The 25221-nt window shown below is 59.8% G+C and carries 24 protein-coding genes, 1 tRNA gene and 2 pseudogenes; 16 read left to right on the forward strand and 11 right to left on the reverse strand.

Annotated features, from left to right (window positions below; all coding sequences use genetic code 11):
- Positions 1–72: 72 nt before the first annotated feature.
- From AC1DE4_RS09240 to AC1DE4_RS09255, 4 genes are all read right to left on the reverse strand, one after another.
- Positions 73–1101: an ABC transporter ATP-binding protein gene (locus tag AC1DE4_RS09240; RefSeq protein WP_113471559.1), complete on the reverse strand. Its 1029-nt coding sequence runs from the start codon at positions 1099–1101 to the stop codon at positions 73–75.
- Positions 1102–1113: 12 nt separating this feature from the next.
- Positions 1114–1944, reverse strand: coding sequence for a carbohydrate ABC transporter permease (locus tag AC1DE4_RS09245; RefSeq protein WP_018116605.1), 831 nt, complete (start codon positions 1942–1944; stop codon positions 1114–1116).
- Positions 1944–2930, reverse strand: coding sequence for a carbohydrate ABC transporter permease (locus AC1DE4_RS09250; protein WP_018857147.1), 987 nt, complete (start codon positions 2928–2930; stop codon positions 1944–1946). Before AC1DE4_RS09250 ends, AC1DE4_RS09245 begins: the two co-directional genes overlap by 1 nt.
- A gap of 84 nt (positions 2931–3014) precedes the next feature.
- Positions 3015–4280, reverse strand: coding sequence for an ABC transporter substrate-binding protein (locus AC1DE4_RS09255; protein WP_477881125.1), 1266 nt, complete (start codon positions 4278–4280; stop codon positions 3015–3017).
- Between AC1DE4_RS09255 and AC1DE4_RS09260 the strand changes: the two genes are divergently transcribed.
- From AC1DE4_RS09260 to ligD, 6 genes are all read left to right on the forward strand, one after another.
- Entirely contained in the window at positions 4198–4428 is a 231-nt protein-coding gene (locus AC1DE4_RS09260; protein WP_477881127.1) for a hypothetical protein, read from the forward strand. The two genes, AC1DE4_RS09255 and AC1DE4_RS09260, sit on opposite strands and share 83 nt — an antisense overlap.
- Before the next feature lie 167 nt (positions 4429–4595).
- Positions 4596–5621: a substrate-binding domain-containing protein gene (locus tag AC1DE4_RS09265; RefSeq protein ID WP_018857145.1), complete on the forward strand. Its 1026-nt coding sequence runs from the start codon at positions 4596–4598 to the stop codon at positions 5619–5621.
- A 339-nt stretch (positions 5622–5960) separates the two neighbouring features.
- A complete protein-coding gene (locus tag AC1DE4_RS09270) occupies positions 5961–6317 on the forward strand; it encodes a hypothetical protein (RefSeq protein WP_026371786.1) in 357 nt (118 codons plus the stop codon).
- A 148-nt stretch (positions 6318–6465) separates the two neighbouring features.
- The gene (locus AC1DE4_RS09275; protein WP_026371785.1) at positions 6466–6735 is read left to right on the forward strand and encodes a hypothetical protein; all 270 of its coding nucleotides are present in this window, start codon (positions 6466–6468) and stop codon (positions 6733–6735) included.
- A gap of 11 nt (positions 6736–6746) precedes the next feature.
- A complete protein-coding gene (gene ku, locus AC1DE4_RS09280) occupies positions 6747–7580 on the forward strand; it encodes a non-homologous end joining protein Ku (protein ID WP_169681499.1) in 834 nt (277 codons plus the stop codon).
- A 2-nt stretch (positions 7581–7582) separates the two neighbouring features.
- Complete coding sequence (gene ligD / locus AC1DE4_RS09285) at positions 7583–10099, forward strand: DNA ligase D (protein ID WP_169681497.1); 2517 nt, start codon at positions 7583–7585, stop codon at positions 10097–10099.
- Between the two features lie 19 nt (positions 10100–10118).
- Here ligD and ku (AC1DE4_RS09290) read toward each other — a convergent pair whose 3' ends face one another.
- The 4 genes from ku (AC1DE4_RS09290) to AC1DE4_RS09305 form a co-directional block, all read right to left on the reverse strand.
- Positions 10119–10928: a non-homologous end joining protein Ku gene (ku, locus tag AC1DE4_RS09290; protein ID WP_018857141.1), complete on the reverse strand. Its 810-nt coding sequence runs from the start codon at positions 10926–10928 to the stop codon at positions 10119–10121.
- A 104-nt stretch (positions 10929–11032) separates the two neighbouring features.
- Entirely contained in the window at positions 11033–12040 is a 1008-nt protein-coding gene (locus tag AC1DE4_RS09295) for a DNA topoisomerase IB (RefSeq protein ID WP_192304689.1), read from the reverse strand.
- Positions 12041–13200: 1160 nt separating this feature from the next.
- Positions 13201–13545 (reverse strand): hypothetical protein, encoded by a 345-nt coding sequence (locus AC1DE4_RS09300; protein WP_018857139.1) that lies wholly within the window; start codon positions 13543–13545, stop codon positions 13201–13203.
- A 177-nt stretch (positions 13546–13722) separates the two neighbouring features.
- Complete coding sequence (locus tag AC1DE4_RS09305; protein ID WP_018116593.1) at positions 13723–13944, reverse strand: hypothetical protein; 222 nt, start codon at positions 13942–13944, stop codon at positions 13723–13725.
- 325 nt (positions 13945–14269) lie between these two features.
- Between AC1DE4_RS09305 and AC1DE4_RS09310 the strand changes: the two are divergent.
- A pseudogene (locus AC1DE4_RS09310) lies at positions 14270–15446 on the forward strand (integrase core domain-containing protein).
- Positions 15447–15489: 43 nt separating this feature from the next.
- Here AC1DE4_RS09310 and AC1DE4_RS09315 read toward each other — a convergent pair.
- Positions 15490–15565 (reverse strand) — tRNA-Ile (locus AC1DE4_RS09315).
- A gap of 215 nt (positions 15566–15780) precedes the next feature.
- On the opposite strand from AC1DE4_RS09315, the gene AC1DE4_RS09320 reads away from it, so the two are divergent.
- On the forward strand, positions 15781–16461 hold the full coding sequence (locus tag AC1DE4_RS09320; protein WP_246733641.1) for an SIMPL domain-containing protein: 681 nt from the start codon (positions 15781–15783) through the stop codon (positions 16459–16461).
- 250 nt (positions 16462–16711) lie between these two features.
- Positions 16712–17095, forward strand: coding sequence for a BRA0787 family protein (locus tag AC1DE4_RS09325; RefSeq protein WP_018116585.1), 384 nt, complete (start codon positions 16712–16714; stop codon positions 17093–17095).
- Positions 17096–17147: 52 nt separating this feature from the next.
- Here AC1DE4_RS09325 and AC1DE4_RS09330 read toward each other — a convergent pair whose 3' ends face one another.
- Entirely contained in the window at positions 17148–17861 is a 714-nt protein-coding gene (locus AC1DE4_RS09330) for a GntR family transcriptional regulator (RefSeq protein WP_041912273.1), read from the reverse strand.
- Positions 17862–18129: 268 nt separating this feature from the next.
- Between AC1DE4_RS09330 and AC1DE4_RS09335 the strand changes: the two genes are divergently transcribed.
- From AC1DE4_RS09335 to AC1DE4_RS09365, 7 genes and pseudogenes are all read left to right on the forward strand, one after another.
- Entirely contained in the window at positions 18130–19212 is a 1083-nt protein-coding gene (locus tag AC1DE4_RS09335) for an ABC transporter ATP-binding protein (protein WP_477881132.1), read from the forward strand.
- Positions 19213–19242: 30 nt separating this feature from the next.
- Positions 19243–20541: an ABC transporter substrate-binding protein gene (locus AC1DE4_RS09340; protein WP_018116582.1), complete on the forward strand. Its 1299-nt coding sequence runs from the start codon at positions 19243–19245 to the stop codon at positions 20539–20541.
- Positions 20542–20615: 74 nt separating this feature from the next.
- A complete protein-coding gene (locus AC1DE4_RS09345) occupies positions 20616–21530 on the forward strand; it encodes an ABC transporter permease (protein ID WP_018116581.1) in 915 nt (304 codons plus the stop codon).
- A 1-nt stretch (position 21531) separates the two neighbouring features.
- A complete protein-coding gene (locus AC1DE4_RS09350) occupies positions 21532–22353 on the forward strand; it encodes an ABC transporter permease (protein ID WP_169681489.1) in 822 nt (273 codons plus the stop codon).
- 6 nt (positions 22354–22359) lie between these two features.
- On the forward strand, positions 22360–23100 hold the full coding sequence (locus AC1DE4_RS09355) for an aspartate/glutamate racemase family protein (RefSeq protein ID WP_477881134.1): 741 nt from the start codon (positions 22360–22362) through the stop codon (positions 23098–23100).
- Positions 23082–23165: pseudogene (locus AC1DE4_RS09360) on the forward strand (flavin reductase family protein); the annotation flags it as partial. The gene AC1DE4_RS09355 and the pseudogene AC1DE4_RS09360, both read left to right, overlap by 19 nt.
- Before the next feature lie 93 nt (positions 23166–23258).
- Positions 23259–23744, forward strand: coding sequence for a heme-degrading domain-containing protein (locus AC1DE4_RS09365; RefSeq protein WP_018857133.1), 486 nt, complete (start codon positions 23259–23261; stop codon positions 23742–23744).
- Between the two features lie 119 nt (positions 23745–23863).
- Here AC1DE4_RS09365 and AC1DE4_RS09370 read toward each other — a convergent pair whose 3' ends face one another.
- Positions 23864–25111: a D-arabinono-1,4-lactone oxidase gene (locus tag AC1DE4_RS09370; protein WP_113471566.1), complete on the reverse strand. Its 1248-nt coding sequence runs from the start codon at positions 25109–25111 to the stop codon at positions 23864–23866.
- Positions 25112–25221: the final 110 nt, after the last annotated feature.

A 25221-nucleotide genomic window follows, 5' to 3' on the forward strand; every position in this document is an offset into this window, starting at 1 on the left:
CTTGCTCCTTCATGCAGATGGTGGATCGACCTCGATGGGAGGCGAGGCGGATCCTGTGGTTTTGGGTAGATGTCAGGCCGCGCCTTTAAGGAACACCCTCTCGAGCGCGCGTCCGGATTGGTCGAAGCGATGAACACGGTCAGCCATCGGGGAAACCCCGAGTTTCTGGCCGGGCTGGTGGCCGGAGACGCCCGTTTCCCGCACGACAAGCGGCTCTGATGTGCCGATGTCGAGATAAACGAAGCTGTCGGAGCCGAGAATTTCGGAATGAATGACGGTGCCGCGCCAGGCGGCGTCCTGCTGAACGATTTCCATATGCTCGGCGCGAACGCCGATGGTGTGGGCATTGTAGGGTGCCGAGAACTCACCGGTCAGGAAGTTCATCTTCGGCGAACCGATGAAGCCGGCGACGAAAACAGAATTCGGCGTCTCGTAGAGTTCGAGTGGCGTGCCGACTTGTTCGACGACGCCGTCCCGCAGAACGCAGATGCGGTCGGCGAGCGTCATCGCCTCGACCTGGTCGTGGGTGACGTAGATCATCGTCGTGCCGTGCATGCTGCGGTGAAGCTTGGCGATCTCCAAACGCGTCGCGACGCGGAGGGCTGCGTCGAGGTTCGACAGCGGCTCGTCGAACAGGAACACCTTGGGATCGCGGACGATGGCGCGACCGATCGCGACACGCTGGCGCTGGCCGCCCGACAGTTGGCGTGGCAGACGCTCCAGGTAGGGCGACAGCTGCAGCATGCCGGCTGCTTGTTCGACACGAGCCTTGCACTCTTCCTTCGTGCGTCCCGAGAGCTTCATTCCGAAGGCCATGTTTTCGAACACGGTCATGTGCGGATAGAGCGCATAGGATTGGAAGACCATGGCGATGCCGCGCTTCGACGGCGCGTAGCGGTTGACCGCCTCGCCATCGAAGGAAAGCGTGCCCGAGGTGATGTCCTCCAGCCCGGAGATCAACCGCAGCAGTGTGGACTTACCGCAGCCGGACGGGCCGACGAAGACCATGAACTCGCCCTTGCGGATATCGAGCGAGACGCCCCTGATGACTTCAAGCGCACCGAAGCTCTTGCGGATATTGTCGAGTCGAATCTGTGCCATATCGTGCTTTCTTCAACCTTTGACGCCGCCGGCGGTCAGGCCGGAAATGATGCGCCGCTGGAATATCAGGACCAGGACAACGACAGGGACCGTAACAATGACGGATGCTGCCATGATGTTGCCCCACGGGATTTCGAACTGGCTGCCGCCCGAAAGCAGGGCAATGGCAACCGGCACCGTTCGCTGAGCGTCCGATGAGGTGAATGTTAGGGCGAAGAGGAATTCGTTCCAGGCTGTAATGAAGGCAAGCAGACCGGTCGTGACTAGAGCCGGCCACATCAGCGGCATGAAAACCTGGGTGATGATGACCCACGGCGAGGCGCCGTCGACGATCGCCGCTTCCTCGATTTCGATCGGCAGATCGCGCATGAAGGTGGTCAGAACCCAGACCGTGAAGGGCAGGGTGAAGATCATATAGGAGAAGATCAGCGCGAAGGGCGTGTTGAAGATGCCGATCCAACGGATCAGCTCGAACAGGCCAGCGAGCACGGCGATCTGCGGGAACATCGAGACCGACAGGATCGTCAGCATCAGCAGCGCGCGGCCGCGGAAATTGACGCGGGCAAGCGCATAGGATGCTGTGACGGCCAGCAGCAGCGAGGCTGCGACAACGAGGATGGCGACGAGCAGCGAGTTTCCGAGGCTGCGGATGAAGCTGCCGGTGGTCAGCACCGACGTGTAGTTGGTGAGCGAGATCGAGGTCGGCCAGTAGTTGACCTCGAAAAGGGCAGTGCCGGCTTTGAAGCTCGTCAGGATCGCATAGTAGAACGGGAAAACCGCGATTATGACGATGACGGTGACGAGCAGATAGAAGAGCGTGTTCTTGGTCAGGGTCAGCAGCATCAGCGGTCGCTCCCACCGAGTTTGACGCGACCGAGCCACATGTAGAGCACGGTGATCGTCGCGATGATAAGGAAGAGCACGGTCGACGCCGTCGCCCCATAGGCGAACTTGTCGAAGTCGAAGAGGTTTTCGCGCGCCATGACGGACATGGTCTTGGTCTGAGCATTGTTCGGCGTCAGCACATAGATCAGGTCGAAGATGCGCAGAGCGTCGAGCATGCGAAAGATCACGGCGACCATGATGGCCGGGCGGACCAGCGGCAGGGTCAGGCGCCAGAATACCTTGATCGGATTGATGCCGTCGATCTTTGCCGCCTCGTAAATATCGGCAGGTACCATCTGCAGACCGGCGAGGATGAGAAGCGCCATGAAAGGCGTCGTCTTCCAGATGTCGACGATCAGCACCGCGATCATTGCCGTCTCGGGATTGGCGGTCCAGGCGATCTTCTGGCTGATCAGGCCCATGCCGAGCAGGATGTCGTTGAGGATGCCGAACTGGTCGTTGAGCATCCAGGCCCACATCTTGGCGGAAACGATTGTCGGGATTGCCCAGGGAATGAGGATGGCGGCCCGGACGATGCCACGGCCAGGGAAATTCGCGTTCAGTACCAGGGCGACGATGAGGCCGAGGATGGTTTCGATGGTCACCGACAGGAACGCGAATTTCATCGTGTTCCAGACCGCCTTCCACCAATTCGGGTCGGCGAGCAGGCCGCTATAGACCGTGCGCCCGCTCTTCAGCGTGATCCAGGAGAGGTAGTTCTTGAAGCCGACGAACTCGGCGCCGCTGAGGTTGGTGAGCGATGCGTTCGTGAAGCTGAAATAGATCGTCCTGAAAAGGGGCCATCCGGCGACGACGGCAAGAATGAACAGGGTGGGGGCCAGGAATATCCAGGCGGAACGGATGCGCTCGGCGCGCAAGTCCGACGAGGTATTGACGGCGCGCGCTCGCGATCCGACGCTTTGGGAAACTGCGGCTTCAGTCATGTGGTACCCGCTTCTTGAGGCGATTGACGGTGGCGTCTCAGGGAAGGGCAGCGGCGGGACGTCCGCCGCTGCCGATGCCTTCGATTACCAGTTCTCGCCCTTCAGCGATGTCAGGTCGGCCTCGAGAAGCTCGAGGTTTTCTGCGGACGTGCCGTTGCCCGAAAGCGAGTTGTGAACGGCGGTCCAGAACTTCGAGGAGACTTCGTTGTACTTGACCTTGGCGGATGCCGACGGACGCGGAACGGCGTTCTGGAAGATTGGTTTCCAGTTCGGCATGAACGGCTGTGCCGTGGCGATGTCCTTGTCGTCATAGAGCGCCGACAGCGTCGGCAGGTTGGAAAGCTCGATCGCCCGCTGTTTCTGGCTCTCCTTGGAGGTCAGGAACTTGGCGAGCGCGATCGCGGCGTCCTGGTTCTCAGAGTATTTGGAGACTGCGAGATTCCAGCCGCCGAGCGTCGATGACGGCGAGTCGCCTTGCTTGGCAACCGGAAGCGTCATTACATCGAACTTGCCCTTGACGGCACTGTCTGCGCCATTGCCGAGGGAATAGGCATATGGCCAGTTGCGCATGAAGACGGCATTGCCGGTCTGCCAGACGCCGCGGGACTCTTCTTCCTGATAGGCGAGGACGCCGCCGGGCGAGATCGTCCCGATCCATCCCTTGGCGCGGTCAAGCGCTGCCGCGGCATTCTCGTTGTTAATGGAGATCGTGCCGTCCGGTTCGATGATCTGGCCACCGCCCGACGACTTCACCCATTCGAGCGCGTTGCAGGTCAGGCCTTCGTAGGCATTGCCCTGGAAAACATAACCCCAGAGGTCTTTCTGGCCGGCGGCGCGTTCCTTTTCCTGGATTTCCTTGGCGGTTGCCGCCATTTCGTCCCAGGTCTTCGGCGGCTGCTTGCCGTATTTGTCGAGCAGGTCCTTGCGGTAGTAGAGCGCCGGCGCGTCGGTGTAGAGCGGTAGCGCCACGAGGCGACCGTTCACGGTCTGCGAAGCGATGATCGACGGGAAGAAGTCGCCGACGACATCCTTGGCGGCATCCTTCAGGTCGACGAACTGATCCGCCAGCTGCGGCGCCCAGATGACGTCGGTCTGATAGATGTCGACGTCCTTGTTGCCGGCGGCGAGCCACAGGCGGTATTGCGAGAACTGCTCGGTCGAGGAGGACGGCATGGTCACGATGCTGACCTTGTTGCCGGTCTCCTTCTCGAAGGCGTCGAGCTGCTTGCGGAGGAGCTCCAGGTTCTTGCCTGTGGAGCTGGCGGAAATGCTGATATTTTCGGCGAAGGACGGTTGTGCGACGCCAATCAACGCGGCCGCGACGGCGACAGCTGTGAAACGAAACTTCATATCTTCCTCCCAAAAGAACCAAACATTGGAAAAATTGAAAACGGTTTGGCTGGAAAAAGTTGTCAGAAGGTCGATATTGAGTCAAGCGGGCACTCGTGCCAAAGTCGCACAACCGCAATCACATATTGATAACAAAGCAAAATCATAGAGATGCTGCTCAATTTGGTTGTGGGTAAAGGTCGAAATACCTCTTCGGGGAATATCCAAAATTGAAAACGGTTTGGTTGCTTGTAAGCTGCTATGCTTAGGCCATAAGCAAGACCAGCACTTGGCGGCGATCAGCCAGATGGACCAGCACGAAAGACGCAATGTTGAATGAAGCTTAAAGAGTTCGCGAAACAGGTCGGATTGTCTCCAACGACAGTCAGTCGTGCGCTGAGTGGTTATCCTGAGGTGAGCGAGACCACGCGTGCACGCGTTGCGGAAGCCGCCGTCAGACTGGGCTACAGCCCGAACGTCAACGCGGTGCGGCTGAAGACGGGTCGGGCGGGCGCGATCGGCGTAGTGATGGGGCGTGCCGGCGAGTTCCACTTCGCCGAATTCATGGCCGGCATGGCGGAGCGGCTGGTGGCGGAAGAAACCGACATTCTCGTCATCCCGATGGCGGATCCGAACCAGGAAGACGAGATGCAGCTTTACCGCCGACTTGTGGAGAGCCGGCGCGTCGACGCGATCATCGTGCATTCGCCGAAACCGAATGACGAGCGCATCGCGCTGCTCCACGAGCTCGGCATGCCCTTCCTCGTGCATGGCCGGTCGGCCATTGACGTGCCGCACGCCTGGCTTGATATCGATAACGAAGCTGCGATCATGCGCGCGACCTCGCACCTGATCGATCTCGGCCATCGGCGAATTGCGATGATAAACGGTCGGCCGGGCGCGACCTATGCCCTTCACCGGGACAGCGGCTTCCGCAAGGCTCTTCAAAGCCATGGCATCGAGCCCGATCCGCAGCTGATGGCGAGCGGGAATTTCACCGACGAGCTTGGCTTCCGCTTCGCTCGATCTTTCCTCGAACAACCCAACCCGCCAACTGCCTTCGTCGCCGGATCCATGATGACGGCGCTCGGCGTCTATCGGGCGGCCCGCTCGCTCGGGCTGCAGATCGGCCGGGACGTTTCGGTCATCGCTCACGACGACGTCTTTCCGTATCTGACGGCGGACAACATGGTGCCGTCGCTTTCGGCAACGCGGTCTTCGATGCGCGCGGCAGGAACGCGATGCGCCGATCTTGTCCTGCAATTGCTGTCAGGACGGTCTCCGCTGGAGATCCACGAATTGTGGCCCGTCGAACTGATCCTGCGCGAGTCGACGGGGCCGGCCAGGCAGTCTACGTCCTGACGTCATAACTACGGATGCCGCTTCCCCCGGGACGGTTGCTGGTAGAATATCGCGCGTTTTTCCAAAACGATGGAAAGATGATTTCCGCCTCAGCGGAATTTCGGTGCCTAGTTGATTGAGCGGACGGCGCCAAAATCGCATATTGACGGCAGTTGCTCACGCATGTCGACCATCCTCCCGGTCGATGGGCAACTGTTCCCTCTGGAGGTTTTGACCTTCGAACTCCCAGCCACCGTGAATAGCGGTGGCTTTTTTTTGCCTATCGCGCCGTCGACGTGCCTCGGAACATTCGGTTGCGGCCGCTCGTTTCCTCCGGAAGAAGAGTTGAAGGAGAGCGTCATGCAGGTCGTCGGCACGCAGGTCATTCCCGAGAAGGGTGGCAAACTCGGTTTCACAATTGAATTCGTGGGCGATGGAGGGGAGATCGTTTCCGTCCAATTGCGCAATGACGAGAAGCAAACCCTCAACTCAAGGAACGCGGTTGAACGAGCCCAGGCTGTCATGGCGGAGATGGCTACGGCCGACACGGAAGAGGCCAGCGTCGGCCGATTGAAGGCACGGCCGAGCGCTCGTGCCGCCGGCGATCAGACCGCAATGGAAGAACAGCTGGACGAGGGATTGGAAGGCACATTTCCAGCCAGCGACCCAGTCTCGGCAACTGGTTCCAGCATTCCGACCAGATCGGCAAAACACTGAGGACAGCGCCTGAAGGGCGTCGGCGGTTCCGCTTTGGCCCGATCAGGTTGCAAACGAGGAAAAAATCTGGCGCTCGCGGCGGTGCGCCGGAACTTTTTCGCTTCCAATCCATTGAATCCCTTCGTTGCCGAAGCAGGCGGGTGATCAGGTGCCTCAGATCCGGAAAATTGATCGCAAGAGCAAGCAGGTGGATGCCCGGGATAGGCTGATCATCGCGCTTTATGCTCAGCTCAAGGCCGAGCGTCAGACTCGCGAGACGCTGGAATGGGTTATTCGGAATGGGGGACTCTCGGACGAAGTCCTGGAGGCGATCGCGTCCGATCCGGTTCCAGTCGTCACCAGCGACGACATCGCCTCCGTCGAGAAGATCATAGCCATTGACCAGCGACGCAAACGCAAACTGCAAAACGACAACTGAGGGGGAATGTCATGGCAGCGCGGGCAAGCTGGAAAGGCCATCTCAAGGTCGGAGACCTTGTCTGCAGCGTAGGATTATATACGGCGGTTTCGACCTCGGACCGCATCTCGTTCAATATCATCAACCGGAAGACCGGCCATCGGGTGGAACGGCAGTTCGTCGATAGCGAGACGGGCAAGGCGGTTGAGCGGGATGACCAGGTCAAGGGATACCAGCTGGACAATGGCGAATACATCGTCATCGAGGGCGAGGAGATGGCTGGCGTCATGCCGGAAAGCGACAAGGTCCTCAACGTCCAGAATTTCGTACCCTACAGCGAGATCAACAAGCTCTATTTCGACAAGCCCTACTACCTGGCGCCCGTCAGCGAGGATGATGAGGAGGCGCTCGGTCTGATCGCCCGCGCCATGCGCGATCAGAAGGTCGCCGCGATCGCGGAAGCAGTGCTCTTCCGCCGCAACCGTACCGTCCTGATCCGGCCGCAGGACGACTATATCATCGCAACGACGCTGAGCTTCGATTACGAGGTGCGCAAGCCGGAGACGGTCTTCAAGGACATTCCGGAGATGAAATTCGACAAGGAAATGCTCGAACTGGCCGGGCACATCATCGGCACAAAGAAAGGCACCTTCGTTCCACAGGAATACGAGGATCGATACGAGATGGCGCTCTCGGAGCTGGTCAAGGCGAAGATCGAGGGCAGGGAGCTACCGAAGGCCAAGCCGAAGCCGCAGGGCAAGGTCATCGATCTCATGGACGCTCTGCGCCAGAGCGCCAAGCTGAGCGCCAAGCCGCGAGCCCGAAAGGCAGCGCGGGCAGATAGCGGACAGACGAAGGCGAGCTGACGATGGCTCTGCAGGCCTATCAAGCCAAACGCAATTTCAAGGTAACACCGGAGCCGCGCGGGAGCAGGCGTGTCGGCAAGCCTCCAGCGCAGGCCGCGCTCCGTTTTGTCATTCAGAAGCACGACGCGTCGAGGCTCCACTATGACTTCCGGCTCGAGCTCGACGGCGTGCTGAAAAGCTGGGCCGTTACGCGCGGTCCAAGCCTCAACCCCGATGAAAAGCGCCTTGCCGTCCATGTCGAGGACCACCCGCTTGATTATGGCGACTTCGAAGGCATCATCCCGAAAGGCCAGTACGGAGGCGGCACGGTGCTGGTTTGGGATCGCGGCACATGGACGCCAAATGGCGATCCGCACAGGGGCTATAAGAAGGGCCATCTCGAATTCGACCTTGACGGCGAGAAACTGAGCGGCCGCTGGCATCTGGTCCGCATGCATGGCAAGCCGGGTGAACGCCAGGAAAACTGGTTGCTGATCAAGGCTGAGGATGCCGAGGCCAGCCACAAGGGCGACATTCTCAAGCAGCGACCTGAATCGGTGAAAACGGGCCGCAAGATCGAGGAGGTGGCGAAGCACCCTGACGCCACCTGGAACTCCCATCCCAAGGGAGCGTTAAAGTCCGCCTCTTCAAAGCCCGCAGCGAATCAAGCAAGACCGAAACGTCAGGTGTGGCCGAAGGGGGCCGAGAAGGCGGCGTTGCCTGCCTTCATCGAGCCTGAACTTGCCAAGCTCAAGGCCAAGCCTCCGTCGGGAGAAGGGTGGATTCACGAGATCAAGTTCGATGGGTACCGGTTGCAGGTTCGGCTTGAGAAGGGCAAAGCCACTCTGCTGACCCGCAGCGGGCTCGACTGGACCGACAAATTTGGCCCGGAAATCGTCGCGGCCTTCACGGCACTGCCGGCGAAGGCGGCGATCCTCGACGGTGAAATCGTCGTCGAGCGTGAAACCGGCGCCTCGGACTTTTCGGCCTTGCAGAATGACCTTAGCAAAGCCCGGCACGATCGGTTCGTGTTCTATGCCTTCGATCTGCTTTACCTCGATGGATACGACCTGCAGCAAGTGTCACTGACCAATCGCAAGGCCTTGCTCGCGGACCTGCTCGCCGACGTCGACGCGCGACTTCGCTATAGCGAGCATTTTACCGAGAAGGGTGCCGTTGTGCTGGAACACGCGCGCCAGCTCGGGCTCGAAGGCATTATCTCGAAACTGGCTGACAGCGAGTACGTGTCGGGACGTACCAGCGACTGGGTCAAATCGAAATGCCTGCAACGGCAGGAGCTGGTGATCGGCGGCTATGTGCCTTCGAGTGCGATGAACAACGCGATTGGCTCGCTGGCAATGGGCGTTTACCGCAAGGGAAAGCTGGAGCATGTTGGCCGGGTCGGAACGGGCTTCAGCGTCAATGTCGCGCACGAACTCTATGACACGCTGTCGGCGATGGAGCAGACGGAGAGTTCTTTCGACGACGAGCTCACCCCCGAGGAGCGTCGCGGGCTGGTCTATGTGAAACCGAAGCTTGTTGCCGAGGTTGAGTTTCAGGCATGGTCGGCGGACAACAATTTGCGGCACGCCGCGTTTCGCGGGTTGAGAGAAGACAAGGCGCCAGAAGAAGTTATGCCCGAAGCAACAACGACGACTGCGCAGGAACTGCCTCAATCCAGCGTCACGCTCACCCATCCCGATCGGATCTATTGGCCGGAGGAGGGGATCACCAAACAGGGACTGGTCAGCTATTACGCACGGGTATGGCGCTTCATTGAGCCCTATGTGACCAAGCGGCCATTGGCATTATTGCGTTGCCCCGACGGCATTGCCGGCCATCAGCGGTTTTTCCAGAAGCATGCCTGGAAAGGCATGAACGCCAATATCGAGCAGATCACCGATCCGAAGGACAGGGGCGGCGAGAAGTTGCTGCGCATCACCGACTTCGACGGGATGGTCGCGCTCGTCCAATCGGCCGTGCTGGAGATCCATCCCTGGGGGGCGACGACGGCGAGTTGGGAGCGACCGGACATGATCACGATGGACCTTGACCCGGCCGAAGACGTTAGTTGGGCCGAGGTGATCGCCGCTGCCTACGAATTGAAGGAGCATTTGGAAGCCGCGGGCCTGGCGGCCTTTGTCAAAACCTCCGGCGGCAAGGGGCTGCACGTCGTAAGCCCGCTCAAACCGAAGGCCGGCTGGGCGCCGGTCAAGGCTTTCGCCAAGGCGCTGGCCGACGGCATGTCCAGGGATCACCCCGACAAGTATCTCGCGACCGCCACGAAGGCGAAGCGGAACGGCAAGATCTTCATCGATTATCTGCGCAACGGTCGCGGCAACACGGCCGTCGCCGCCTATTCGACGCGTGCGCGGCCCGGCGCTGCTGTTTCGATGCCGCTTGAGTGGAACGAACTGACCGATGAAATCGGTCCGGCCTATTTCACGGTCGACAACGCTCCGGCACGTCTCGATGCCTTGCGCAGCGATCCATGGGCGGATTTCTTTGCCGCCGCCGTTCCCCTTGAGAAGCGAAAGTAGCGGAGGCGGCTGCGGTCTCTCAATGAGATTTCGGGCGTCCCGTTTCCTTGGCGAGGCTCTTTTTCAGGGCGTCCATGATGTTGACGACATTGCCCGTCGGCTTGGATGCCGGCCGCTTGGATGAAGGCGGTGTGGCTTTGACAAGGCTCTTCTGCTTCGCACGGATCATGGCTCGCAAGCGCTTCTGGATCGGATCCTGCACCATGGCGGGCTGCCAATCCTCCGTTCGATCCTTGACCAGCTTCTTCATCATGGAGAGCACCGTGTCATCCACTTTGCCGTGGCTATCAAGTGTCGCGGCCGGCGGGCGAACTTCGTCGCCGAAATGCAGTGTCCAGAGGATGATGCCCTTGCCCTGCGGCTCCAGGAGGACGGCGCGCTCACGTCGGTAGAGAACAAGTCGCGCAACGCCGACGACATCGTTTGCCTTCATCGATTCGCGGATCACGCAGAAGGCTTCGGTGCCGACCTTGTCCTCCGGCGTCAGAAAATGTGGTTTGTCGTACCAGATCCAATCGATCGAGCCGCGCGGCACGAAAGTGTCGATGTCGATCGTCTTCGTGCTTTCGAGCCCGACTTCATCGAGTTCCTTGTCCTCGAGAATCACATAGTCGTCCTCGCCACGCGGATAACCTCGGGCCTGATCCTTGTCGGCGATCGGCTTGCGGGTGACGCTGTCGACGTAGCGGCTTTCGACGCGGTTCTTCGTCTTTCGGTTCAGGACGTGAAATCGAAGCTGGTTGCTATCCGTCGTCGCCGGTGTCAGGGACACTGCGGCCGTGACGAGTGACAGTTTGAGATAACCCTTCCAATACGTCTGACGTGCCATTCGCGCCCTGGCGCCCCGGCGCCATCTCCCGTGGCCGCATTCGCGGCAATCCTCCATAACGGTGTGAGCAGCCGTTTGGTTCCATTGCGCGCGGACAGATAGAGTCAGTGCCCATTGAGCGCCTTGAGCCAGCGGAGCACGGCGATCTCCTCCTGATTCATCCAGCGCAGCAGTCGCACGCTTCGGCTCGGTCGGGCGTTGGCGAGACTGGCAAGGTCGCCGGTTTCAAAGCTTTCGAATATCTTTGGATGGATATAGGACGACCGGCATACTGCGCGCGTGTTGACCAGGCGCGCGGCAATTGCGTCGATGACTTCATTCACCTGCCGGGCGCGCCCTCGCTGGCTTTCGTGTGGTTCAAGCGAAGCCAGCCCGGTCGCAGCCATTTGCGTTGCTCCCCAAGTGCGGAATTGGCGGGACGTGAAATCGGCTCCGGATGCTTGCCGTATGTAGCTGTTGACGTCCTGTGATTGGATGGGGTGGCAGACACCATCGTCATCGATGTACTGGAAAAGCTGTTGCCCGGGCAGCTCCTGGAGCATCTGCACGGCGCGCGTGATGCGACGGTCGCTATGACTGAGGCGCCATTCCTTTCCTGACTTGCCCTTGAAGCGGAAGTGAATGCTCGACCCTGATATTTTCACATGCTTGTTGCGCAGCGTCGTCAGGCCATAGGAAGCGTTCTCCGCGGCGTAGCTCGCATTGCCGACGCGGATGAAGAGATTGTCGAGCAGCCAGACGATTGTTGCGAGCGCCTTGTCGATGTTGGGTGCCCGGCGTCGGAGGTCTGAATCCACCTTCTTCCGGATCGCGGGAAGCGCCGAGCCGAAGTCGGCAAGCCGCTCGAATTTGCTCTTTTCCCGCTCGGCAGTCCATTTGGGATGGTAGCGGTATTGCTTGCGGCCGCGAGCGTCGCGGCCAGTGGCCTGCAGGTGGGAATGGGGGTCGGCAGAAATCAGGACCTCGGTATAGGCCGGGGGAATGGCAAGCGCGGAGATGCGATCGAGCTCCGATGGCTCCGTGATACGGATGCCACCGGCGTCGTAATAGACAAATCCCTTTTTGCCCGCCTGCCTGCTGATGCCGGTCTCCAGGCTCGCTGTGAAAACCAAGCCGTCGGCAGTCGACGCCCCATTAAGTTGCGACGTCGCCGGTTCGTTGCGGGGTTGCGATTTATGAGTCGTTCTCTGATCCACAGTGAGCACGAAACGCCGTTGTCGTCGCTAGGTTCCGCTGCCGGCTAGGTAAGACGGCGGAACGGCGGCGAACGCGGCATTGAGTGAAGGTGGCGCGCTTGGCCCGGATTACCAATAGGACTTGGTATCTGGCTATAATCTCCCTCTACTTTCAAGGGCTTCGGTGCGCCGGGTGTGACCGACGCGCGGCACTGCCGATTCGATTCGCAAGATGGCGGCGAATTCGTCAGACCTAAGTCCAACTACCCAAGCATTGGGCCAGCGCTAACTGACCCTTGTCCTTCTGCCCCGAAGGATGAGGGAGGCTTTAGGATGTCGCGGACCAACCCTCCTGCAGCCTCCCTCCTTCCGATCGGACCTTGGTCCAACTTTCCAAGCGGGCATGCTCTGTCTAAGTTGTTCTCGTCCTTCCGCCAAAAAGGACACGCAAGGGCGCCTTCGGGCTCCCCGAGGGCTCGAGAGGATCACCAACGGGTAGGCTGACCTCTCGGCTCTCCCGTGTGAGGCAAGAGCTTCCTGCTTGACCCGGCCTGATGGCATTTGAGACTGGTGGGCAGGAGGGAAGACCCCGATGACGCCACGCAGCACGAGATTGTGCTTAGGTACCCACTCGCCTCGTCGGTTCTCCCGCACACGGCCTTGTCGAAGCGCCCAGCGACGGCCGCTACGTGATTGAGCACCCAACCGGCGACATGGAGGTGTTCCTCGATCTAGGCCCAGACGGCAGAGTGAAGGGCGCAGGGACGATCAGGACGTCAAGGAAGCTTTTTGACGGCATTGTCTTCCCCAGTTGATACTGACAAGCTTCGAAGAAGGCCGCCCAACGGTAAACCCAGACACCAGACGGTGAGCGGAAAACCGCGATGACTCTTGCGCGCCCTTCTTTAGCCGAAGCCAAGAACACGGCGGGTCGAGCATCAAAACCCTCATGAACTTAACTAACGTGCCAACCTTGGCGCTCGCCATTTATTGCGTCAGCTAAAGGGTTTTGGCTGGTTTGCTTGTAGCCCAACCCGATTAAGAGCCCGACAAACAAGGGAGCTAGCGTATCGGCGATAGACCGGCCGACAACGTGCCTAACGGAATTTCTTTACGACCTCGTACTTCCCGGCTTCCCAAGCTCTCATCTCGCCACCTTCGCAAGAGTAGTTTTCGTCAGTCTCCGCTATCCCGATCCCAATGCCCTCAACCTGGGGATCGTCGAAGGTGACGTATATGTCCGCCTTCTTGATCTTCCGCTCTTGAAAGTCCTCCAAGATTTCCTTGTAGCACGCGACATTGGGTTTCAGATTGTCGCGTAGAATTCGGGCTTCGGTTTTCTTGGTTATCTCTGAGAGCGGGCGTGTCTCAGCGAGAGCAGTAGGAGAAACTGACAGCGCCAACAACAAAGTAGGCGCAAGGGCCAAAAGAAGCTTGCTCATCTCATCGTCCGTTTGACGTCACAAAGCTGGGCATAAGGGCCGCGTCCATGAAGTGAGCCGCGCGGCGATTGTGCATATCATCACAGAGATAGGTAGGGTAGTGCATAGCCAAGCCGCGCAAGAACGAGACATCGGTCTGGTGCACGACGGATGCTGGCCTTGCGGTAGCCGTTCAGTCTACTGCGCGCCGATCACGATGTCGTCGCGGATCAGGTCCGAAAGTTCCCGTTCATCCGTGACGCCGAGTTCGATCCATTGGAGCAGGCTGTTTGCCTTTCGGCGTGCTTCAACACTTCCGGTGTGATGTCCATGTTCGTCGCACCAGCACTCCAGGATGCGATCGATCAGGTCGGTAATTTTCGATGTCAGCATCGGTCGGTGCCACGAAATCCATTGCATCGGCCCGTCTCCCTTCGAGACTGGAGCCTATGTGCAGCTGCATCGGCGTGGCAACCTCTCTAATATAAGAATCCACTCATATTGCGCTCCTAAACGCCGCTGCGTTGCAAAATGGCAATAGTCGGTGCGTCGGACTAGCGCCGAAAAGGATCAAATTTCGGCTCTCCGAGGCTCGGAAACGTCGTTGAAATCGAAGCCAACGGTGTGCGATTGTGGAAGGGAGATATGTCGGCGGATGGGATCGGAAGATGCCCGACCTGAGAGATAGGTGACGTTTTGTACCGGAGACATGGGTAACACTTTTCGCTTTTGGCGGGAGGTGTTGATGCCGTGGAGAGAGACTTCGGTGATGGAGGAACGTCTACGATTTGTCGCCCGCCTGCTGGAGGGCGAAGGCATGAGCGATGTGTGCCGGGAGTTCGGCATCTCGCGCAAGACCGGCTACAAAATCTTCAATCGCTACGAGGACGACGGCCTGGAGGCGCTGACGGATCGGTCTCGACGGCCGGTGCGTTACGCCAACCAGTTGCCCGAGCCGGTCGAGGCAATGATCGTGCGGCTCAAGAAGGAGAAGCCGCATCGGGGTGCCAGGAAGAGCAGAGAACTGCTGGTGAAGCGTCTGGCCGACGATGTGCGCGTGCCGTCGAAGAGCGGTGCTTGACCGGCACGGGCTGGTCGCTCATGCCCGCCAGCGGCACCGTTATCGGGCAGAAGGAACGGCCTTATCACAGGCCCTTTCGCCGAACGACCTGTGGTGCGCCGACTTCAAGGGCGAGTTCAAACTCGGCGATGGCCGCTACTGTTACCCGCTGACGGTCACCGACCAGACGCCACGCTACCTGCTTGCCGGTGAAGCCTTCGAATCGACAAAGGAGGTGGGGGTGTTCGAGGCGTTCCGCCGATTGTTTGCCGAACATGGCCTGCCAAGCGCGATCCGCAGTGACAACGGCCTGCCGTTCGCCAACCCCAACGGCCTCTACAATCTGTCGAAGCTGTCAGTCTGGTGGCTGCGGCTCGGCATCGCGCTCGAGCGCATCAGGCCGGGCCATCCGCAAGAGAATGGCCGGCATGAGCGCATGCACCTGACGCTGAAGAAAGAGGCGACCAGGCCACCTGGCAGAAATATCCTGCAGCAACAGGCCCGCTTCGATGCGTTCGTCAGCGAATTCAATACCGAGCGGCCGCATGAAGCCCTGGCGATGAAGGTGCCGCTCGATCTCTACACGCCATCGGCGCGCCGATATAACGGGCTGCCGGAGATCAATTATCCGTTCCACGACCGTGACGCGCTGGTGACCCATTGCGGCCGCATCTGCATCTACCGCAAGACGATCAACATCTCGACCGTGCTGGCCGGACAGAAACTGGGAATCAAGGAGGTCGACGACGGCATTTGGCTCGTCAGCTTCATGCACTATGATCTCGGATATATCGACCTCGAGCAGAGGACCTTGCAAACCATCGGCAACCCGTTCGGCACGAGGTTGTCACCCATGTGGTAGGTACGTTTTGTTACCTATGTCTCCGGGCTGGACAAGAAAGAACTGGTGGGCCCGGAGGGACTCGAACCCCCAACCAAGCGGTTATGAGCCGCCGGCTCTAACCATTGAGCTACAGGCCCGGCGACAGCATGGCTGCCGTGTCCGGCGCAATGGTTCCCCGGAACGGGTTTCGCTCTAACGCAATTCTTGAGCGCTCACAAGGGACTGCCGCAATAGCTTCACAATCAATCGGCAAGACGGCAATCGAGACTTCACAATCAGGGAGTTAAACACCGTGCTGCCGAACACCAGAACCATTGCCTTCAGCCTTTTGCTTGGCCTTCCGATCGCCACCATGGCGTTGCCGACACTGGCTGCTGATTCGCAGCCGCGCGAGGCCGTGATCTCCGTCAGTGGCGAGGGACAGGCGAGCGTCGCGCCCGACATGGCGGTGCTCAACCTTTCCGTCGTGAAGCAGGCAAAGACCGCACGCGAAGCGCTCGACGAAAACAACAAGTCGATGACTGATGTCCTGGCGGCGCTGAAAAAGGCAGGCATCGCCGAGCGCGATCTCCAGACGTCGGGCTTTTCAGTGCAGCCGCAATTCACCTACCCGCAATCCAACGATGGTCAGCCACAGCAGCCGCAGTTGGTCGCTTACCAGGTCTCCAACTCCCTGAGCGTGCGCGTCCGCGACCTGTCCAAGCTGGGCGCCATCCTCGACGAAGCCGTCACGCTCGGTGTCAATCAGGGTGGCGACATTCAATTCACCAACGACAAGCCGGAAAAGGTGATGGAGGAGGCTCGCAAGAATGCCGTCGCCAATGCCATCGAGAAGGCGAAGACGCTGGCCGGGGCAGCTGACGTGAAGCTCGGGCGCGTGATCGAGATCAGCGAGACGTCGCCGCGTCCACAGCCGGTGCCGGTCGCTCGGGCCGCCATGATGAAGGCCGCGGCAGACTCAGCCGTCCCGGTCCAGGGCGGTGAAACCAGCTACAACATCACCGTCAACATGACGTTCTCGATCACGCAGTGATCCTCCAACAGTTCAGAAATCTCTAATTTTGACGCCGGGTGGCCATTGATATTCTCTGCAATATCAATGGCCTGTTTGTTTCTTGTCGGGCGCGGTGGAGCCGATGCGCCGATAAAGGGCTTTATCACGCGTATATTACACTATAACATCGATCGTGTTTTCGGCCTCGCAGGGGAATCTTGAGTTCTGTTTCCCGAGCTCTGCCGGCCGAAGAGGAGGAATGGCACTAGCCCCCAAAGAGGAGACAGACATGACGAATGCCTTGCCGCCGCTTCACGATGGACATGCCCCGTTCACCCTTCAGGAACTCTTCCGCGAAGCACTCTACGCCTTCGAAGAGTGGGATACGGAGCTCACCGAGCCGATTGTCACTTTCGAGGGACGTGTTGTTCCCATCAGCCAGGTCTTCGAGGCGATGCGCCACTGCGACGACATCGTTCCGATGAACATCGTCGGAGCCGTCACAGAACGGCTTACCAAACCCTGGGAGGGCGAAGGACCGCTCGACCAGATGAGTTTTTCGACGGCTGCCCGCGTCATGGGCGTCCTCGTCCGCAAGCGTCTGCTTGCCAATGGCACGGCTGACATTGTCGCCGTTGCAGAACAGCCAGCCGAGCGCCGCTCCGGCAACTGAACGGTTGGATTGCGGTCGTAGGGCCGCAATCCCGCTTCCCGTATAAAACTTGCTATGGTTCGAAGGCTTCCTTGAGGCCGACGCTCTTGCGTTCGCGCAGGTCGAGATCGGCCTCGATATGCGCAATGTGGTGCAGCATCAGCCTGCATGCCTCGTCGAGATCGCTCCGCTCGATCGCGACGAGGATGTCGCCGTGCTCGGAATGGCCGCAACTCGATATGGTCGATTGGCCGTAGAGGGCGATCACTAGCGATGAGCGGGCAACAAGCTCATCCATGAAACGCTGCATGATGGCGTTGCCGGATATGGCAGCAAGCGTCAGATGGAAGTCGCCTGATGCCTTGATCTCGGCACGCCGGGCCGTCTGGCCGCGCTCGCCCATCAGGCGGCCTTCCTCGAGCAGCAATTGCTTCAGATGCTGGATTTGCGAAGGCGTGACTCTGGCCGCGGCCTCCCGCAAGATCCCGGGCTCCACGAGACGGCGGGCGGCAAAGATCTGGCGCGCCTCATCGGGCGAGGGGTAGGCGACGAAGGCGCCACGATTCTTTTCGACGCTGACCAGACCTTCATAGGAAAGAGCCTGCAAGGCGGCGCGCGCAAGCGTGCGACTGACATTGAACAAGTTGCCGACATCGCTTTCAGACAGCTTCGTTCCCGGTGACAGACGCCGCTCGACGATCGCATCGCGGATCGCGTCGCGGATTTGTTGTGTGCCTGTATCGGCTGGATCCTCTGCAGTCTGCAGGGCCGTTGCGGTGGGCTTCATGAACACAAATACCTTTTGACCGGGAAATGATATCTGCGTTTCCCGTAAAAGTTAAACGGAATTTGCGCGCAAAGTGAAGGCTAAATTGTATACGATATTTTGCACGAATTGCAGACGATGGCCTATTTTGTGTGCATGTGACGCCGCTGCCTGAATTTTGATATATGACGTTGCATCGATCGGAAGTCTTTGATTTCCCGACGTTTTGTGCGCCGCAAAAGAAACTGGCACGGCAGATGCATTGTCTTTCTCAAACAGGGGAAGATCAATGTCGAAAGCTGCAGAGATCGATATCATATCCGTTTCCAAGGTGTATGGCGCCACGACGGCGGTCCATTCCATCAGCCTGAAGATTCCGGCCGGCTCCTACTGCTGCTTTCTCGGGCCTTCCGGCTGCGGCAAGACCTCGACGCTGCGCATGATCGCCGGGCACGAAAGCATTTCCTCAGGCGATATCAGGCTCGGGAATACCGTCGTCACCGATTTTCCGCCGGCCAAGCGCGGTACCGCGATGATGTTCCAGTCCTATGCGCTCTTCCCGCATCTTGATCTCATCGACAACGTCGCCTTCAGCCTGAAAATGAAGGGCGTCGAGAAGGAGGACCGGCGCGCCAAGGCGCTTGACATGTTGAAGCTGATGCAGATGGACGCCTATGCGACGAGGCGACCGCTACAGCTCTCTGGCGGCCAGCAACAGCGCGTGGCGCTGGCGCGCGCGCTGATCACAGATCCCGAAGCGCTGCTGCTCGATGAACCGCTCTCAGCCCTCGATCCCTTCCTGAAGATCCGCATGCGTGCGGAGCTGAAGAAGCTGCAGAAGAGTCTCGGCATCACCTTTGTGCACGTGACGCACAGCCAGGAAGAGGCGATGGCGCTCGCCGATATCATCGTCATCATGAACGACGGCAAGATCGAGCAGGCGGCAACGCCGCGCAAGGTCTTCGAGGAGCCGGCCACCGCCTTCGTCGCTCGCTTCATGGGCGATCACAATGTTCTTTCCGGCCGCGTTGTGTCTTCAAATGGCGGTGTCACTACGCTCGAGGTTCCGGAAGGGCAGACCTTCTCGGTGCGCGGCAACGGCAAGCATGCCGGCGAGAGCGTCGATATCGGCGTCCGCACGGATCGTGTGCGCCTCGAAAAGGCTTCCGACAAGACGCTCGGCTTCAACGGTGTCGTCTCCAATATCGAATATCGCGGCGCCTCGGTGAAGCTCACGGTGGCCGGCGCGGGCAGTGACGACTTCACTGTTATCGCGAGTGACGGCGATTATTTCGCCAAACCCGTATCGGTCGGCGATGCGGTGTCTCTGAGATGGGCTCTGGAGGACGCGGTCCTCCTCGGCCGTGCATGAACCTCACCAGCAAAAAGAAGGGGAACTGACATGACAACTGAAAAGAAGACGACCAAGACTGAGGTCGGGATTTCCCGCCGCAGCCTGCTGAAAACTGGCGCCGCCGCGCTCGGCGCTGCTGCAGGCTCGGGCCTCATCACCGGCTTCCCGACGATCTGGGCGCAGTCCAACATCACGCTACGCCAGTTCGGCACGGGTGTTTCCAACATCAACGCCATTGCCGAGCAGTGCAAGAAGGACCTCGGCATCACGCTGGAGATGACGGCGACCGATTCCGACGCCGCCGCCCAGCGCGCCGTGACGCAGCCTGACAGCTATGACATCGCCGACATCGAATACTGGATCCTGAAGAAGGTTTACCCGACCGGCGTCATCCAGCCGATGGATGTGAAGAAGCTGAAGTACTACGACAAGGTCGTTCCGTTGTTCAAGAACGGCAAGCTGAAGCCGGACAGCGTCATCGCGCAGGGCACGGCGCCGCACACGGTCGGCTATGTCGAGAGCGCGGACGCCAAGACCTTCGCCAAGGGCGAAACCGAGCTCTTCACCATGATGCCGACGATCTACAATGCCGATACGCTCGGCATTCGTCCGGATCTCGTCGGTCGCGATATCACCACTTGGGCCGATATCATGGACCCGAAGTTCAAGGGCAAGACCTCGATCCTCAACATTCCGTCGATCGGCATCATGGATGCCGCGATGATCATGGAAGCGCTCGGCAACATCAAATACGCCGACAAGGGCAACATGACCAAGGAAGAGATCGACAAGACGATCGAGTTCCTCATCAAGGCCAAGCAGGACGGCCAGTTCCGCGCCTTCTGGAAGAGCTTCGACGAGTCGGTCAACCTGATGGCCTCCGGCGAAGTCGTCATCCAGTCCATGTGGTCGCCGGCTGTCGCGGCCGTCCGCTCCAAGGGCATCGCCTGCAAGTATCAGCCGCTCAAGGAAGGCTACCGCTCGTGGGGCGGCGGTCTCGGCCTTGCCTCGCACCTCAAGGGCGCGCAGCTCGACGCGGCCTATGAATACATCAACTGGTACACGTCGGGCTGGGTCGGCGGCTACCTCAACCGCCAGGGCTACTACTCGGCCTGCATGGACACCGCCAAGAACTTCATGACGGCTGACGAGTGGGGCTACTGGATCGAAGGCAAGGCCGCCCAGGGCGATATCCTCTCGCCTGAGGGCAAGGTCATGGAGAAGGCCGGCGCCGTTCGCGACGGTGGTTCGTTCGAAGAGCGCATGGGTCATGTGGCGTGCTGGAACTCCGTCATGGACGAAGACCGCTACATGGTTCGCCGCTGGAACGAGTTCATCGCTGCCTAAGGCAACCGCTTCTGCCAGGCCCTCTCCCCAGTTCCTTTGGGGGGGAGGGCGTCTATAACGGAGAGACCGGAAACATGGCGACGATCGCGTCTTCGCAGGCCGAGCACCAATCGGAACAGACAAGCCGCCGACGGATCGGATGGCCGACATGGGCAGCCTCTTATCTGCAGGCGACGCCGCTAATCCTCATTCTCGGTTTCTTCTTCATCCTGCCGATCGCCATGATCGCCGTCGTTAGTTTCTGGGACTACGACTTCGCCGGTCTCTACCCTGATTTCCTGACCATGAACTACACCGACACGCTCGGTTCATGGGTCACCTGGAAGACCTATCTCAACACCTTGAAATTCACGGTGATCGTCTGGAGCCTGACACTCTTCATCGGCTTCTGGGTCGCCTATTTCCTCGCCTTTCATATCCGGCGCACGTCGACGCAGATGATCCTGTTTCTGGTCTGCACAGTGCCGTTCATGACCTCCAACATCATCCGCATGATCTCGTGGATCCCGGTGCTCGGCCGCAACGGTCTGGTCAACTCCGCGCTGGTGCAGATGGGCATCGTGCCGCAGCCGATCGAATGGCTGCTCTATTCCGATTTCGCCGTGGTTCTCGCCATGGTGCATCTCTACACACTCTTCATGGTGACGCCGATCTTCAACACGCTGATGCGCATCGACCGGTCGCTGTTCGAGGCGGCGCGAGACGCCGGGGCCACCGGCTGGCAGATCCTCTGGAATGTCGTGTTGCCGCTGGCAAAGCCCGGTATCGCGATCGGTTCGATCTTCGTCGTCACCCTCGTCATGGCCGACTTTTCGACCGTGCAGGTCATGTCCGGTGGCCAGAGCGCTTCGGTCGCGCTGATGATGAAGAACCAGATGTCGCTGCTGCAGTATCCGGCCGCTGCCGCGAATGCCGTCGTGCTTCTGATCGTTGTCCTGATGATGGTCGCCGCCATCCTGCGCGTCGTCGATATTCGTAAGGAGCTTTGAGATGAACCACGAGAAGCGCACCTTTGAATTCTACGTGCTCGCTGCCTTCTTCCTTGTCTTCGTGCTGTTCCTCTACGGACCACTCTCGGCGATCCTGATCCTGTCCTTCCAGGGGCCCGACGGGGGCCTAACATTCCCGCTGAATGGCGTTTCCGTTCACTGGTTCTACAATCTCTTCGAGAAGCAGGCAGTCGGGGATTTCGGCGCATCCTTCCGCCGCTCGTTCACGCTCGGGCTGATGGTGATGGTGGTCACCGTAGTCGTCTCGCTGTTGGCCGGCCTGGCGTTCCGCCGCCGCTTCCGGGGCGCGACCGTGCTTTTCTACGCAACGGTCGCGAGCCTGGTGGTTCCGTCGATCATCATTTCGCTCGGGATCGGCGTGGTCTTCCAGCAGGGCGGCCTTAAGCCTGCCTGGTACTCGTCCGCCTTCGGCGCGCACCTGACATGGACGCTGCCCTTTGGCGTGCTGATCATGTTTGCCGTCTTCAACCGGTTTTCGCCAGCCTACGAAGAAGCTGCGCGCGATCTTGGCGCGAATTCGTGGCAGACCTTTCGTCATGTCGTGTTGCCGATGATTGCCCCCAGCCTGATCGGTGTCGGCCTGTTCGGGTTCACGCTCTCTTACGACGAGTTCGCCCGCACGCTGATGACGTCAGGAAGTTACAACACGTTGCCGCTCGAAATCTACGGCATGACCACCAACGTCACCACGCCGGTGCTCTATGCGCTCGGCACGGTCACGACGTTGTTTTCCTTCACCATCATCCTCGTCGCGCTCGGCATCATGCTCATGCTGCGTCGGCGCCAGGCAAAGGTAAGCTAACCCCTAATGCGCATTCTTCTGGTCAATCCCAATACGACTGAAACCATGACCGACAAGGCCGCCTTTGCTGCCCGCGCGGTCGCGGCGTCCGGCACCGCCATCATTGCCGCCACCTCACGCATGGGGCCGGTATCGATCGAAGGACATTATGACGGAGCGCTCGCAATCCCGGGACTTCTCAGCGAACTCAAGGAGCGGGCTGGCGAATACGATGCCGCCATCATCGCCTGCTTCGACGACACGGGACTAGATGCGGCGCGCAGCTTTGCCGACGTGCCGGTGCTTGGGCTCTGCGAATCTGCGGTCGCCACCGCAGGCTTCCTGGCGCAGCGATTTACCGTCGTGACGACGCTGGAGCGTTCGCGCGTCCTGATCGACAACCTCGTGCGGCGCTACGGCATGGGAGGCCGCGCGAAGGTGCGCGCCTCCGATATTCCGGTTCTTCAGCTCGAAGATCCCGCCTCGGGTGCTATCGGCAAGCTCCGGGCCGAGATCGAGCGTGCTCTTGCTGAGGATGGCGCCGAAGCGATCGTGCTTGGTTGCGCCGGGATGACTGATCTGGCTCGCGAGCTGCAGGATATCTACGGGGTGCCCGTTGTCGACGGCGTAGCCGCGGCGGTGAAGCAGGCGGAAGCGCTGGTGTCACTTGGGCTGTCGACCAGCAAGCGCGGCTCCTACGCGTCGCCRCTGGCCAAGCTCTTTACAGGCGCGATGAGTGTTTTTGCGCCGATGCGGGCAGCAGGCTGACCTGTGACGGCGATACCTGTTCGACGATCCGTGACCGTTTCGAAATGCTGACGCCCCAATTGTAAGCTTCCGGGCAGCGCCACGATTCCGCTTTACTTTTCACCTCCGCTTGCATTTGTTCAAACAAAAGCATTGCAGGAGAGGAAGCACACGTGACCATGCCGGACGACGACCTTAAGCGGATTGCAGAACAGGAGAAGGTGCTGAGTTTCGACACCTTCGATCTCACGACAGCATGGCAGCTCGGCAGGCTCCTGCAGGAACTTGGAACCGAGCGCGGCCACGGGATCGCGATCGACATTACGCTGCATTCGATGCCCGTCTTCTATGCGGCACTGCCCGGTGTCACGCCCGACAACGTCCAGTGGGTGCGGCGCAAGCGTAATCTGGTGCTGCGCTACTTCAAGAGCAGCTACGCGATCGGTCTCGATCTTAAGGAGAAGGGCAAGACGGTTGCCGACAATGGTCTTTCGGATGCCGACTATGCGCCGCATGGCGGCAGCTTTCCGATCAATGTGAAGGGCACCGGCTGCATTGGCGCGGTCACCGTATCCGGCTTGCCGCAGCGAGACGACCACAATCTTGCGGTCGAGGCGCTGGCATTGATGCTGGCGAAAGACATCGACGCCCTTCGCCTGGCGTGATTGCTGTTTCACCTGGCGTGTCTTGGCACGCCAGGTTTACGCTGCGAGCGATCGGATGGGGAGGACGGCTTCAGCTGGACCCAATCGAGGTATGCGAAGCCCCCATCAACGGCAGCCGCTCAGTTCGAGCCGAAGACAACGTCTTCCAACCACGGGTTAGAGAACCTCCGTTCCGGATCCATCCTGTCGCGAAGACGGACAAACTCGGCAAGCTTTTCATATTTGGCGCCGATGTTGCGCTCCGTAAAGACCTTGCCCCAATGCGGCAGGGCTGCGAAGGGCGAGAGTGCCTGCTCGATATGCCCCACGGCCGCATTCACGGCCTCCTGATCCCGAACCCAGGTAAAGTGGAACGACAGCGTATCGCGGTGATACTGAGGACTGAGCCATAGCTCGTCCGCCGCGACAGTCCGGAGTTCGCCCGCTTGCACCAAGTGGGCAAATTTATCGCGGATCGACAGCAGCGCTTCGATCGCTGCCGCGCCGTGTTTGCGTGGAAGGTGGAACTCGGACTGTATCTCTTCGCCATTGCTGGGCGTGAAGCCCATCTTGAAGTGCGGGAGCCTGTCGGACCAGCGGCCATATTGCCCCAACTGATCCGTGGAGTTTTGCGCGTCCAATTCGCTTATGGGGTGCCTGTTGACCATCGCGCGTGTTGCGCCGTGGATGTCGGCCGGCCAGTCCTCGGCGGACGCAGTTCTCTTGACCCAAATCGATCCTGCTTGTTGACCCCATTGCGTGAACACGCTGACGCTGTAGCCCAAGGCCATGATCTCATCGAGGTTGGCCAAAAGCTTGTCCCAGGCCAATCCTTCGTAGACGCACTGTGCGACCTGAAACTCCGGCTGAACGTCAAGCGTCACGCGCGTTACGACGCCAAGCGCGCCCAAATGCACCACCATGCCCGCGAAATCGGCATCGCCGCGGGTCACCTTCACGAGGCGGCCGTCGCCTGAGACGATTTCCAATCCCGAGACCGCTGTCGCCAGATTGCCGTTCCGGTCGCCTGAGCCATGCGTTGCCGTGGCAATCGCGCCAGCAATGGAGATGTGGGGTAGGGAGGCTAGATTGTGTACGGCAAGACCATGGCCATGGAGGAAAAGCGCAAGCTCGCCATAGGTGCAATGACCGCCAACGGAAACCTGTCTCCCATCGCCTTCGATGACGGGGTCGATTGGCACATCGGCAAGCGCCAGGGCAACTTCGCCATCGGCAATCGCATTGAATGAGTGGCTTGACCCCACCGTCTTTATCTTTGGCGCTCGCATCACGACTTCGCGGACCGCTTCCACCGAAGACGGATAGAGGCAGTCTCGAAAGCCATAGTGAAAGCTTCCCGCCCAGTTAGCCTTTGGAACCCGCGTCATAACAAAACCTCGCGCTTCTCTATCGCACAGCCATTCCAACGACGTACTTTGCGACGCTGTGCCGGGTCTCAGCTCAAGTTACGGCGTCGACGCGACGCCACTTGATGATC

The sequence above is a fragment of the Rhizobium sp. 10N414 genome (assembly GCF_056394785.1).